Annotated in this window: 12 protein-coding genes and 2 pseudogenes; 2 read left to right on the top strand and 12 right to left on the bottom strand. The window is 40.9% G+C overall.

From position 1 onward, the window contains the following. Window positions 1-43 precede the first annotated feature (43 nt). The 5 genes from ACHUFI_RS20800 to ACHUFI_RS20780 all read right to left on the bottom strand — a co-directional run bounded on the left by ACHUFI_RS20800 (window position 44) and on the right by ACHUFI_RS20780 (window position 4,675). Window positions 44-886 carry a DMT family transporter gene (locus ACHUFI_RS20800; protein ID WP_394252656.1) on the bottom strand — a complete coding sequence of 281 codons (843 nt, stop codon included), beginning with the start codon at window positions 884-886 and terminating at the stop codon, window positions 44-46. A gap of 50 nt (window positions 887-936) precedes the next feature. Further along, window positions 937-1,584, bottom strand: a complete 648-nt coding sequence (locus ACHUFI_RS20795; RefSeq protein WP_394252713.1) for a glutathione S-transferase family protein — start codon at window positions 1,582-1,584, stop codon at window positions 937-939. 241 nt (window positions 1,585-1,825) lie between these two features. After that, entirely contained in the window at window positions 1,826-3,442 is a 1,617-nt protein-coding gene (locus tag ACHUFI_RS20790; RefSeq protein ID WP_394252654.1) for an endonuclease, read from the bottom strand. Window positions 3,443-3,705: 263 nt separating this feature from the next. Then, window positions 3,706-4,200 (bottom strand): P-loop nucleotide/nucleoside kinase family protein, encoded by a 495-nt coding sequence (locus ACHUFI_RS20785; protein ID WP_394252652.1) that lies wholly within the window; start codon window positions 4,198-4,200, stop codon window positions 3,706-3,708. A gap of 46 nt (window positions 4,201-4,246) precedes the next feature. Next, the gene (locus ACHUFI_RS20780) at window positions 4,247-4,675 is read right to left on the bottom strand and encodes a hypothetical protein (protein ID WP_394252650.1); all 429 of its coding nucleotides are present in this window, start codon (window positions 4,673-4,675) and stop codon (window positions 4,247-4,249) included. 215 nt (window positions 4,676-4,890) lie between these two features. On the opposite strand from ACHUFI_RS20780, the gene ACHUFI_RS20775 reads away from it, so the two are divergent. Beyond that, window positions 4,891-5,703 carry a nickel-binding protein gene (locus ACHUFI_RS20775; RefSeq protein WP_394252648.1) on the top strand — a complete coding sequence of 271 codons (813 nt, stop codon included), beginning with the start codon at window positions 4,891-4,893 and terminating at the stop codon, window positions 5,701-5,703. Window positions 5,704-5,913: 210 nt separating this feature from the next. On the opposite strand, the gene ACHUFI_RS20770 is transcribed toward ACHUFI_RS20775, so the two are convergent. The 4 genes from ACHUFI_RS20770 to ACHUFI_RS20755 form a co-directional block, all read right to left on the bottom strand. Then, complete coding sequence (locus ACHUFI_RS20770; RefSeq protein ID WP_394252646.1) at window positions 5,914-6,405, bottom strand: hypothetical protein; 492 nt, start codon at window positions 6,403-6,405, stop codon at window positions 5,914-5,916. Continuing rightward, the gene (locus ACHUFI_RS20765) at window positions 6,402-7,358 is read right to left on the bottom strand and encodes a hypothetical protein (RefSeq protein WP_394252644.1); all 957 of its coding nucleotides are present in this window, start codon (window positions 7,356-7,358) and stop codon (window positions 6,402-6,404) included. The genes ACHUFI_RS20770 and ACHUFI_RS20765 overlap by 4 nt, the downstream gene beginning before the upstream one ends. A gap of 4 nt (window positions 7,359-7,362) precedes the next feature. Next, the gene (locus tag ACHUFI_RS20760; RefSeq protein ID WP_394252642.1) at window positions 7,363-8,352 is read right to left on the bottom strand and encodes a radical SAM protein; all 990 of its coding nucleotides are present in this window, start codon (window positions 8,350-8,352) and stop codon (window positions 7,363-7,365) included. A gap of 621 nt (window positions 8,353-8,973) precedes the next feature. Continuing rightward, complete coding sequence (locus ACHUFI_RS20755) at window positions 8,974-9,759, bottom strand: substrate-binding periplasmic protein (protein ID WP_394252711.1); 786 nt, start codon at window positions 9,757-9,759, stop codon at window positions 8,974-8,976. Window positions 9,760-10,108: 349 nt separating this feature from the next. Between ACHUFI_RS20755 and ACHUFI_RS20750 the strand changes: the two genes are divergently transcribed. Next, window positions 10,109-11,296, top strand: coding sequence for a hypothetical protein (locus ACHUFI_RS20750; protein ID WP_394252640.1), 1,188 nt, complete (start codon window positions 10,109-10,111; stop codon window positions 11,294-11,296). A gap of 54 nt (window positions 11,297-11,350) precedes the next feature. On the opposite strand, the pseudogene ACHUFI_RS20745 reads toward ACHUFI_RS20750, so the two are convergent. The 3 genes and pseudogenes from ACHUFI_RS20745 to ACHUFI_RS20740 form a co-directional block, all read right to left on the bottom strand. Next, window positions 11,351-11,539 (bottom strand): annotated as a pseudogene (locus ACHUFI_RS20745) (DUF1028 domain-containing protein); the annotation flags it as partial. Next, a pseudogene (locus ACHUFI_RS22485) lies at window positions 11,538-11,696 on the bottom strand (IS91 family transposase); the annotation flags it as partial. The pseudogenes ACHUFI_RS20745 and ACHUFI_RS22485, both read right to left, overlap by 2 nt. Window positions 11,697-11,828: 132 nt before the next feature. Then, window positions 11,829-12,392 carry a VOC family protein gene (locus ACHUFI_RS20740; RefSeq protein ID WP_394252638.1) on the bottom strand — a complete coding sequence of 188 codons (564 nt, stop codon included), beginning with the start codon at window positions 12,390-12,392 and terminating at the stop codon, window positions 11,829-11,831. Window positions 12,393-12,485: the final 93 nt, after the last annotated feature.

The raw sequence follows: 12,485 nt of genomic DNA, 5'->3' as shown, positions 1-12,485 counted from the left end.
GTAAAACTAAACCCGTTTGATGCCAACCATCAAGCGGTTTTTTTTATCTTGAAGCCATTTTGCCTGCCTTTCTATTTGGTTGGTACATATTCACCAAATTCCCCAATAGCATTAACGCCGCACCAATGAATAAAGAAAGCTCGAGACTTTCTGAATACACCAACACCCCCACCAGTGCAATGATAGGCAACCGCAAGAAATCCATGGTGACCACCATTGTCACTTCTGCTGACTGCATCGCTTTTGTCATACAATAATGAGCAGACAGCGCAGTGACGCCCAAAACCGCTACCCACCACCATTCAATACCGATTGGAAGCTGCCAATTCCCAAGTGAAAGCACCAAACCTATCGGCAGTTGAATTAAGCACATATAAAAAAGAATCGTCAGTGGGTGCTCAGTCGAAGATAACCCCTTGGTAGAGACATGAGACACGGCATAACATATCGCAGCAATAAGCACGGTTATCGAAGCGATGCTCACAATCTCAATTCCAGGCTTCACGATGACCATGACACCAGTCAGCCCAAGCAAAATAGAAAGGACTTTTCTTGCAGTCAAACGCTCACCTAAGAAGGTACAGGCTATCAATGCCGTCCAAACCGGCACCGTAAATTCAATCGCAAAGACTTCAGCAAGTGGTAATAGCCCTATTCCCACAAACCAACCGTACTGACCGGCAAAATGGAACACATTACGAAAGGTGTGAAGTTTTATTCTGTTGGTAGAAAAGAGCGTTGGTCTACGAAGGGGAATAATGACCATAGAGATAATCAATAGCCCAATCGCACTGCGAAAGAACAGTACTTGGAAAGTATCCAATTGCCCATTTAGCTCTCGCGCCCCAATTGCCATCAAGCAAAATGAGGCTAATGTTCCCATCATCCATAACACTGAAAGTAAACTGATAACGGTTACCTATTGGGTCTGACTTATCAAAGGAAAGATTGAAAAGGATCTAAGTCAATCCCTTCCAATTCACATACATGTTTGATCGTCTCGTTGGTCGTTAGCCGCTGCAAATACTTCGCCAGATGTTCAAAACACATCGGAGATTTCTTCACCGGCAGCGACCACTCGGCCAACATAAATAAGAAATAGTCGCAGGCCGAAATCGTATCGCCTAACAAGTAGGGCTTATCCGCTAGTTGATTATTGATCACTGACAGCGCATCCGCGATCCTCTCATCTTGGGCCTCGATAATGCTTGGGATGGCACTCTCATCAACAGTATGGCGATGTGGGTAATAGCGGACCATCAATTCAGCTTGCAAGGTATTATTCAAATAGGTCAACCACTGATAAAACATCGGCCGCTCTGGTGAACCAATATTGGGAATTAATTGATATTCAGGGTGACTTTCACATAAATGAATACAAATCGCAGGGCTTTCAAAAATAGGCATGTCATCCACAATCAGTGTTGGAATTCGCCCTGCCGGGTTTACCTTCAGGTAATCCGCCGATTTTTGAGAGTTGGACTTTTTATCCACCAGCAGCAGTTCATAGTCTAACTTCATGTGGTGAAGCAGAAAATGCGGAGCCAAGCTGGCGTTATTTGGGTAATAATAAAGTTGGTACACTGAGCTCCCTTCCATGTTCACGTACGTTTTTGGCATAACAACATGACGTTATTTTCCGTGGTATCTCACCGGTACGAGTTGGCCTATCCATCGCCTGACGAGTATACGTGCCCTTTTCACTATTCTCTTTTTGAAATCTCTAAAAGCATGATCTCTGACGCTTCTCGACAAAAAAAGCCCGAGCTAATGCTTGGGCTTTTCCTGTAATCAAGAATCCATGTTCATGACACTTATCTTTCGATTAGTTTCCCCAAATTTGACCAACAAATTCCGGGTGATCAATAAACGGGTTACGGTTTCCTTGGAAATCATGTACCGCTTGGTTTCGATCGATTTCTTTTTGGCTCACTGGATCTTGTGTATGCCAACGCTTAAGCATTGCAAGCAGCCAAGGTTCAAACACGGTGGTATTTGTCCCATCTAGGACGGCGTCTGAACTTGTTGAATTCCCTTCCCAGATCGCAATTTCATTTTCATAGCGTGTTGCCATGTAAAAATACGCTCTTGCAAAATCGCCTTTGAATTCGTCAATCGGCTCAAATACCGTGCCCGCATAGCCAAGTGAAGCTGCTGCACTACCCAGCTTTGATCCATTGCTCGATGTGTATGTCGCACTGCTTACCTCACCAAATGGCCAGTTGCTTCGTTTCGAGTTTACGTAGCCGTCAGTGGCAAACAAATGGTGACCATCAGAATTCATCGGTTCTACTTTCCCACCAAACCAGCTTTTCGGGAATGAGTGCTCACGGTTGTAACAATCCCCTTCTTTGCTGTATTGACCGCATTGGTCAGTCACTTTAGTAAATTGAATGGAATCTGAGCCAGTAGGCTTCTCTGAGTACATATCTAAAATTGAACCATCAGTCTCAAAGTACACATCGAGGTCAGCCTCAGAAACCAATGTCCAAATAGCGGTGTAACCTTGGCTAGTGTGATTATCAATGATTTGATACAAGGCCGTTTTTAGTGCGAAGCCCGTCTTACCCTCTGCGTCTTGGTAATATTCACCTAAAACAGGTGGCTCAGTTGGCGGAGTGGTGGATCCGCCAATTGTAAATTCAGTACTTTGACTCGATTGGAAATCACCGCCAGATGCCACTACGGTGCCGTTAACAGACAAGCTATATGAACCGTTTCCTACATTACAGCACATACCATCGCCGTAAGAATCGACGACTTCTAACGTGTAGTCACCATCCGTGAGGCACATTTCCACTTCAGTAGTGGTATTACTTTGATAATCAGAGCCTGAATAAAGAGTTTGTGAAGCAGAGTTTTTCAGGGACCAACTGGTTTCAGAGCCATAGTTGTCTGTCACGAGCGTGAGTGTGGCACGGGTATCGTTACAACTTTCTGTTGGAAGGGCTGCGGTAGGCTGAAAGTTATCTAAATACACGACTTCCGAACCATCAAAACCTGCGTCATCATAAAACCTCACTCCGACAACGATATCTTTAGTGCTGGTTGCGCTGTACGAATGCGTTACTGCCTGCCATTGATTGGTCAGGCTATTATTCGAATATCCTAAATAGCCATCAATAAACAAGCGAGCTTTCACATTCCCCTCCGTGTGATACACATCGACGGAGAAATCATAGGTTTTTCCCTGCTCGACACTTATCGTTTGCAAGAAATCAGTATTGCTCTGAGTGCCGGTGTTCACTGTGACTTTGGCAGCATAATTACCGTTGTTTACAGGATCGGTAGAGGGAGAAAGTGCAATGCCAGAATCAATAACGCTCCATCCTGATGGTACGTTTCCTTCCCAGTTTTCAAAATTGCCATTTTGCATTTGCGCATGTGCGCCCGCTGAACAAAGTAATGCAACTCCACTTAGTGTTATTATTCTATTTATCATATAACCTTCTGTTTAATTGGATAAAAATCAACTAAGCTTAGAAAGTAATCAAAATATTAAGAGAGATACATGTCTCATTTATAAATGTAAGGATCACCACTTTTATTAATATATGTGATATCAAACAATGCAACATTGACCTGTAAAATGCATTTCACACGCTAAATTTTGGAAATAAAAAGCCCACGATAGCTATCGTGGGCTTTTTATATTCGCGCAGTGTCACGTGTAGTCTCACGGCACTAAAGTGATCTTGATATTAATTATTCAATCACTTTTAACCCGTTCTCTAACTCATAATCACCCGGCACTTCAAACTTAGGTTCCATAAAGTCAAACATCATATCCGTGACTTCAAACGAGTATACGTTCGGATCTTTTTCTCCATTTCGTTTTGCGACTCTCCGTCTTCGAGTTTCCGTCGCAGCATCGAGATAGTGAATTTCTGCTTTAATATTTAAGGCACTTGCTTTCTCAACAAAGATGTCGCGCTGCGCCTTGGTTGTAAAACCCAAATCAAGCACGACATTGCCACCTAACGATAGAATTTGCTCACTCACTTCCCAGATTTGATCGTAACAACGATTCACGCGTTCCATCATCCAAGAAAAATCGAGTGAAGCCATATCTTTAGCAAATAACGTCTGCATCCAAGGATCTATTGAAAACTTAACAGCATCAATTTCCTTGCATACCGCCATTGAGTATGTGGTCTTCCCCGCCCCTGTAGGTCCACAAACTAGAATTAATCTCGTCATTTTAAAAACCCTAAGTTATTCCTTAGTTACGACAAGAAGACTGCCGTTAACTTTCCCAACGGGTTGGAGTCACCGCTGCTTGTTTACCGACCTTAACGATGTTTCCACCATGTTGCTCAGCATAGACAGTCGCCTCATCAACATTAGCGAACCAAAGAACGGGATAACCGGCGTTTCGTAATTCAATACTATTAGGAAGCATTGAGCCTTCAGGAGCGTTAATAACTTGCTGTTTAAACTCAGCCCAACAGCTCGCGCCATTTTCAATCGCCAGCAGATGCAATAGGTGTTTACGTTGAATAATCGCGGTGTTGCTCTTGAGTTCAACTAACGAAATATTAGTTAACACTTCAGAATTAAGTAGCCGCCTAAGCACAGGTAAAGAACAAGCCAATGAGGCTGACTTAGCGAGTTTTTGTAAAACTTTAGCTTCTCGAAGCCATAGTTGAAGATCTGGATTATTTTGATGACGCATATCGTCCTCCTTTTAATTAACCTGCTCGCTACCGGTCACGGGATGATATACAAGTGAAATGCTTGCTTTAAATTGTTTATGCGTTGGTACTATCGTTTTTGCGAGTAGGGCATCCAACCTGCCTTGATGAAAAGGCTACTACTCTTGGTTTGAATAATCAACTCTATTGCTTGTGCTATGTTTAATTGAACAGTTTGACTCGAGAGATTCCCATTATGCCTTTATACATGGATCGTCATTTTTCAGAAAATCCGACGCGTGAAGCAATTGAATTAGCACATAAAAAGGATCTGGATCTTCAAGATAAGTATGGTGTGAAATTTGTCACCTACTGGTTTGACGAAGTACGTGGCACGACTTTTTGCTTAGTAGAGGCCGAGAGTGAAGCTGTCATCAAAAAAGTCCATAAAGAAGCTCATGGCGACATCCCCGGTGAGATCATTCCTGTCGACGCAGATATCGTTAAATTATTCTTAGGTCGCATAGAAGATCCAGTTCCCTCAGAAAAGCATCAAAAAGTGGAAATTGATAACGCGTTTCGCATCATCATGTTTACCGATCTTGCAGGCTCGACTGCAATGACAACTAAATTGGGTGATCAAAAATCGATGCACTTATTGCGCATTCACAACGCTATTACGCGCAATGCAATCAAAGAACATGATGGCCGAGAAATAAAACATACTGGTGACGGCTTTATGGTTTCTTTTACTTGTGCTGATCAAGCAGTTGAATGTGCGAAGAATATTCAATTGGCATTCAAAGAGCATAATGCAAATAAACCCGATCAAAACCTGCACGTGCGTATCGGTTTAAGTGCTGGCGAGCCCGTAGAGGAAAACAACGATTTATTTGGTAGTGCCGTACAAATGGCGTCACGAGTATGCGATGCGACTGAATCAGATCAAATATCTGTCGTTGATCTAGTCAAACAAAGTTGTTCAAACCAACAGCATCAGTTTCTCGAATGTGGTGAGAAAACATTTAAAGGTTTCAACGAGCCAACCAGTATTTATCGGGTGATGTAACGACTGTAATTCATATTCCTTATACCGCTAACACACCTCTATATGTCTGAGCTTCTCCTAAAGTGGAGTATTTTATATACGTTGTAGCGGGGATTGGCTATGGGCTTACCCGCGACTCTTAAGCCTACCTCACCCATATGGGGTCTTATCAATTTATATTCTATGCTCGCGCCAATATGCATAGCGCAAGCATTAAATAAAAAAGCCAATCTATCCATGAAACCAATCTGCTGTATCGTCTATATTATCTTCATCAAAACTAAATATTATTTTGTCAAACTTTGAATTTTTCGTAGTAATAACAGCATATTTCCCAACACCATTAGATAGAAGAAAGGCTGATGAATTGGACTTCAGCGTAAACTTACCAGCTTTATAGCTGAATAAACTGATTCCATTGTTCCTATATTTTACTTGATCATCGTGACTAAGCTCATCTACAACTAGAACATCTAAAATGTTATCTTTACTTTCAGTGTAAGACCATATTAGGCCGTTAATTGACACCCCCCCTTTTGATATAGTCACTTTACTTGTATTAATCTGGTATAAAATACCGAGATATATAAATGCCACCAACACGAAGATCAATCCGTTTAAGCTAAAAAACTCGGCTTTAGATATTGTCAAAAAAAGAGCTGAGATAAAGATTACGCTAATAATAACATTACTTAAAATTCCGGCGGATATATTTTGTGTCATTGTCCAACTCCTGCATTCTCTTCGATTATACGGTTCATCGCATTAATAACATTGTCATAATCATTCTCTTGAATACTAATAAGACCAAGAGCCAACGAAGCATCTACAGCGGCCTTTGCTTCTTGTTTCTTCATTTCAATAAAGGCTTTGGAGGCTAAAGTAGAGTTACCAACCTCATCTGCGAATGACTTTATAGCAGAGTAATTATCCGCTGGCATATGACAACCATTCATACAGCCCCCGCCACCTCCTCCTCCAACGGTAAAGGCGGCACTGGTAGCCACATAAACTCCTGTAGCGGCAACCACGTATACTGCACCGGCGACTAATGCAACCCCTGCAATAACAACCGCGACACCCGCCACAACTTTCGTCTCATTCTGTACAGCTTTAGATAAGAACTCATAGTCACTTGGAGTAGACACTTTCGCAAACATACTCGCTGCTCGTTCTCTGACATTGTTATTTTTTATTAATATGTCCCGCATTTTTTCTGACATAAGGCTACTGGCATTTCCATTGGTAATCCCCCGGTTTGTGAGTTCAGATAAAAGAGCATAGTAATCGCCATCTGCAGCCATATCCTTTAGTGTAGGGTCACTAAGTGCCGCCATCAGTTGATGCTCATAAGTGGTACCAATTTGTTTTTTTATGTCATTATTAATCTCAGAGTTATTAAACTTTCTCATGTAAGAAGACGCATCATTTACTTCTTTCCACATGTTTTCTAACTTCCCCAAATCCTCCCATATATCTTGGGGTAAATTGGTTTGGCTTAGTTTTAGCCTTAATGTAGAGTTTATATTTTTTCCGGGGCTATCTTGAATACTTCGCGGTTTTCCGAACTCTCGTTCTGGACTGATTTCGTTATCTACCCCATCAAATGCTTGAGATGAAGACGTCACTAGTGTTGTCCCAATGACCCCATATCGCGTTAGTTTATTAATATCCATCTTACTACCCTGTTATTTCTTGGAGTTTAGCTTTATTAATCACCCTAACAACATGTGAAGGATAATTATTGACCAACAACTTTTTAATCTCTTTATCCTTATGAAGGATTGCACATGCTTGACATGGATGATTTATATTTTTCAACTTATCTTTAGAAGCGCCAATGTGCTTAAGTATTTGAAATGCACCCTCTGTCTTGATCCATATTTTTAGAAAATCATCTATTTGCTTTCCGTAATTTTCCACTTGACTCATATGGCCAAGGTTCATTTCATCAATATGGGACATTGTGATACCACAACACGCGGCTATCTCTTTGTCAGGTGTAACAACAACAGTATCAAACAGGTTATCGCAGCCATAACTCAAGCTTGAAACTGTCTGCTCTTCTTGTCTGATTTCATTATTTTTATCAAAGCGAACCCATGAGTTAACCTGAATTCTGATCCCTGGTGACTCTTTATCAAGCTCTTCTTGAATAACACTTTCAGATCTAAGCTTTTCAAAACAGGACGATGATTCGGAATCAGTTTCCACAGTAATAAGAGTTGCTATACGAAACTCAGTTAATGCTTTCGCTGCATTAACAATAGTTTGATGAGCGACATATTTCTGATGTGACATACCTGTAGATATATTTATCTCACCTATACCTGCATCAATAAGCTTTTTACAATAGTCGCGAGCTCTAAATAAATTTTTGGCCCAGTATGCATTGGTTACGCATCGAGTAATAAAGCCCATCTCAGTACACATAGCTATCAAAGAAAAGAGCTTCTCTTTTAGAATAAAGCACTCGCCTCCAGTGAAAACAATCAGCCTTATTGAAGGGTAACATTGGCTGGCGCTAATAATGAATTCACGAATTTCTTCATAGGTTAGAGTTTTATCAATACTAGGGCTGCATTCGAAACAGCAGTCTTCGCAAGCTGCCGTGCATCTATAGGTAGTAATTACAGATATAGTCGAAGGAGTAATATTAGCAATAAACATGTTAACGATTCTCAATATCATTTGAGTAATATGTAAACACACACATAATTTGAGAGCAAAGCGCTGCATTGTAAGTGGAATAAAAATCACACAGTAACCAGTCGACATTTTCGATACATCTCGAAACCGTCTGATTACAATCCGTAAAAAATAACAACAATCCTTATAAAAATTAATACATTAAAAAACCAACCAAAGTTCATATGTATATAAGAAAGTCTTAATTAACCGGATGCGAATATACGTATAAATTGACTTGTACTTCTATTAGCTCGAAGAGGTTTTGAAGTGCATTAGCCGGTCAATACGAAAGTATTCCCTTCAATTTTTCTAAGTTTTTGGTAGTTAAGTGACATTCATTGTTAGAGATCGGCCAGTCCGACTCTTGTGCATAAAGACACATTATCTTATGGGGAGGAGTTAGGTTCATGTGACAAGTTACATCGCAGCATGCGACCTTCCTCTCTGCCCTATCAGTCGAAACAACTTTCTTGGAGAGAGTTTTCTTTCTCTTATCTGTAACTGCATTGAACAAAAACACATAAGAACTTTAACTTATTTCGATAATATTAAAATTAGTAATAATATTATAAGCCCCATAGCTAACCAGCAATCACAATATTAAGAAGGATCCAGATATTTATCGGTGATAGCTTTTAACGAACCATCATTTTTCATCCACTCTATAATATTATTAATTTCTGGAGCGAGGTATGAGCAAAGCGAATTTTTAGATAAAACAAAATAGACTTGTGTGACTGATACTGCTTTAGGCAAAGCGATAATTTTTTCTTCTAGCCCAAACTTTTTAATTTCAGTTAACGCATCAAAGTAATCTGAAATAAAAAAAACACTGCGACTTTTTTGAAGCCTGCCAATGTGCTCCTTTTTTTTCCACACACCATGAAGTGTCAAGTTCGCTTTCGCATACTGATCAAACTCTTCTCCAAAGCTTCCTCCGAGAGGAATATCGCCCTGTTTCCCAATAAGATCTGATAATTGTTCAAATTTGAAAGCATTTTCTTTAAGAACAAATACTCTAGCCTCATTTTCTAGGATGGGAGACGTATAATAATATTTCTGGGCTCGCTCTTTCGTCCAATAAATACCAAGAACCATGTCTATTCGGCCTTTTTCCAAATAAAGCAACGCTCGCTTCCAAGGTAATTCTTCAAACTGAAATGGTATCGAAAGCTTGTTACTAATCTCTTTCATAAGATCATAGGATAAGCCGTGTATGGCATTATTTTCATCATTTTTCATCAGCAATGGAGTCCAGCCAACAGACCCAGAAACGTTAAGTATCTTACATTCGTCAGCGTGCACATTACTGGCAAATAGAGATAAAAAAAGTAACACAACAACCCACTTTATCTCAGGAGCGTGCTTATTGTTTCTTTTTATCATATTCACTATAAGACCAGCCTCTTTTCCAACTTGAGCTTACTTAATTATAATCTTAATGGGATAAGGTTAGTTACAAATGCTGAAAGGGACAAAAGCTTGTCGGTAATTTTGCTGAGTTTGCTTTGAGTTGATTATCGGAAGTGCAGCAAACCTTTAGTGAAGTAGACAAGCTCATTCAGCCACTAGTGCACACAATGGTTGGCTTCACCCTAGAGTCCCTAGACAAGCAATGTGGCAATTTAGGCTACATCTCTCGCATTGGTTCAATAGTCAACGTCAGGGCCACTCTCTATTGAACTAATTTCAGCATCCCCACTCCAACCACTATTACAAATTACTCATACCTACTATGTCTGTATTATTGCTCTCTACTGCGCTTGTTGCTTCTGCTGAACCAACGCTCAAGTACCAAATCGAACCTACTTCTTCTGGCCCTGACACCATAACCGTCAGCGTTGAGACAAAAGACCTTGGCTCGTTTAACGCTCTGCCAGCAAGAACACTCGCCAACGACACACAGCCCGCTTTACTCTGCGTCAGTACGAACGGAAGCCTGTCAGCCATTGAGTACCAAGGGCCTATTCAATGTGACCATGTCATTTGGCAATTACCGCTTGCTGAGATAGACCAAGATGGCTTCGATATCGCTAAACAAATTGATAGCTATGAGCCAACAAAGGGCTGGCGTTTTGTCAGTGAATTTAATTCTCTTCCAAGGTTTTCTACGCACAATGGTGAGACAATTCCCGCTCAAGTCTGCTCTCCGGACAATCAATGCGGATGGCTCCCTGATGCCGACCAACCACCACTGTTCGTCGTTTGGGGTCTTACGCCAGTCGAGCTCAATATCAATGGTAAAACGATTGAGGTCACCACAGATACCGAGCAGATTTTGCAAACCATGCACGACTGGAAGCCTGCGCTTGAGTCCCAGTTAAATTACCTCATCAGCCTGTTTCCAGACAGTACGGTAAATCAGTGGGATATCGCTTTCTTTAGCCGAGATAAGCAAGCGGGCAGCGTCAGTGGCGCAGCTGGTAGCGATAAGATTCTTATTAATGCCATCTTAAACAATGGTCAATTAGAAGATGAGGAGATGCCAATGCTGCTTAAGATTGCAGCTCATGAATCCATGCATTTACTCGACACCACCTCGCCACTATGGGCGTCGGAAAGTATTGCGGAGTACTATGCGAACAAGTCTCTAGACAAGACCCCATATGACTTTGCTAGTCCTCAGGCTCAGTGGCACGACTTTAAGCAAAAGTTTCCATTTGCGAGTACAGGACTGCTTGAAGCCGATAACCTAGTTTCGAAGGAACAACAGTATCAATATTACCCACTGTTTTACGTCAAAGGACCAGCATTTTGGCAAGCTATCGACCAGAGCTTAATGGATAAAGGGGAAAGCTTAGATTCGCGATTACCGACTCTCACATACAACGAAGATGGCAACCTTTCTGAAGTTTCAATTACGGAACTGACCAAGGTTATCGGAAAGAAAAAGTGGGAGGAGCTTGCGAAGCTGTACCTCTAACTAGGTGGAAAGCGGACTGGTTATTGCCAGTCCGTTTGCTATAGAGGGAGGTGTTTAGCAGTTTGGTAGATTATCCAAAAACGCTTGGAAGCTCGCTTCTCTCACCTTTGCCAATACCTTTCTTAAATCTTCAATTAGGTTATCGTCAGACCAATCGACACGAATATCAATCGGAGCACGAGTGTTACCCTCAACCCTTAGCGATGCTGAATAAGTGCCACGTTTATCTCCTCTAGCTTTAAGAATGAAACAAGCATTGATAAACCACCTTAGGATGCGCTTTGACCAGAGCAGTGAACTCGTGAGGTAAGGTAAAAACCATATGATGATAGGCCACGGGTAAAATATCTTGGCTTCGCTTTGTTAATCATTGCTGCCTCATCTGCTCTTGGCGGTAGGGAAAAGTAGAATATTGAGCTGCGTCCATCAGGCGAGCGCCCCATTGCTTATTGAGCACAGTAAACACTGAACTCAACTCAAACTAAAATGCCAAGCGTGCTAAATCACTCTTAAATTGTTTACATGAATCTGGCTAATCAAGCACACCTAAACTATTGTTATGAACTATTTTCCAATCACTAGTTGGAGAAAATCCAGGCATATCTCTAATCTCATTCTCTGTAAATTTAATTAACTCTTCATCGGATAACTCTAAATTTACCGCAAACTTACAAGGTTGATTAACATGCCATGGTGTATCTGTGAAAATTTCATATCTATTGTTTTCAGGATCACGAAAATATATAGACCAAGTCGTGCCATGAGAAACTGTTTGCAAACTTATTTCAGAAACTGACTTTAATGATGAATTGAAGGCTTTCAATTCATCAATATTTTTCACTCTAAAAGAGATATGATCAACTGGACTTTCAAGAGTCTTGTGCGATTGCACTGGACTTAAAACAATTTGATGGTGCTCCTCTGGGTTCCGGCTTAAAAAAACCATACCATTTTGCCCTTTACCTCTATCGGTGACAACAAAGCCTAATTTACTCTTATAAAAGTATTCCATCTTAGCTAGGTCTTGAACGTATAATTCAATATGACTTAACTGAATGTTTGGAAAGATAATTTCATCCTTAGTTTCCATTTTCATCCTTAATATCCTAACGCCTTAAAGTGGCTGATAACGCACACTCTACTTAAAACAACACACCTTAATCACTAACCTCTTTGGAACTAAAAATGC

This window comes from Vibrio profundi, assembly GCF_043642225.1.
Taxonomy (GTDB): Bacteria; Pseudomonadota; Gammaproteobacteria; order Enterobacterales; family Vibrionaceae; genus Vibrio; species Vibrio profundi_A.
The sequence above is the reverse complement of the archived record's forward strand: the minus strand, read 5'-3'. Positions and strand labels throughout refer to the sequence as shown.

Excerpts from the sequence above, each read along its gene's own strand:
- ACHUFI_RS20800 (WP_394252656.1), bottom strand. The coding sequence starts at position 886 with ATGATGGGAACATTAGCCTCATTTTGCTTGATGGCAATTGGGGCGCGA.
- ACHUFI_RS20790 (WP_394252654.1), bottom strand. The coding sequence starts at position 3,442 with ATGATAAATAGAATAATAACACTAAGTGGAGTTGCATTACTTTGTTCA.
- ACHUFI_RS20785 (WP_394252652.1), bottom strand. The coding sequence starts at position 4,200 with ATGACGAGATTAATTCTAGTTTGTGGACCTACAGGGGCGGGGAAGACC.
- ACHUFI_RS20780 (WP_394252650.1), bottom strand. The coding sequence starts at position 4,675 with ATGCGTCATCAAAATAATCCAGATCTTCAACTATGGCTTCGAGAAGCT.
- ACHUFI_RS20775 (WP_394252648.1), top strand. The coding sequence starts at position 4,891 with ATGCCTTTATACATGGATCGTCATTTTTCAGAAAATCCGACGCGTGAA.
- ACHUFI_RS20770 (WP_394252646.1), bottom strand. The coding sequence starts at position 6,405 with ATGACACAAAATATATCCGCCGGAATTTTAAGTAATGTTATTATTAGC.
- ACHUFI_RS20765 (WP_394252644.1), bottom strand. The coding sequence starts at position 7,358 with ATGGATATTAATAAACTAACGCGATATGGGGTCATTGGGACAACACTA.
- ACHUFI_RS20760 (WP_394252642.1), bottom strand. The coding sequence starts at position 8,352 with ATGTTTATTGCTAATATTACTCCTTCGACTATATCTGTAATTACTACC.
- ACHUFI_RS20755 (WP_394252711.1), bottom strand. The coding sequence starts at position 9,759 with ATGATAAAAAGAAACAATAAGCACGCTCCTGAGATAAAGTGGGTTGTT.
- ACHUFI_RS20750 (WP_394252640.1), top strand. The coding sequence starts at position 10,109 with ATGTCTGTATTATTGCTCTCTACTGCGCTTGTTGCTTCTGCTGAACCA.
- ACHUFI_RS20740 (WP_394252638.1), bottom strand. The coding sequence starts at position 12,392 with ATGAAAATGGAAACTAAGGATGAAATTATCTTTCCAAACATTCAGTTA.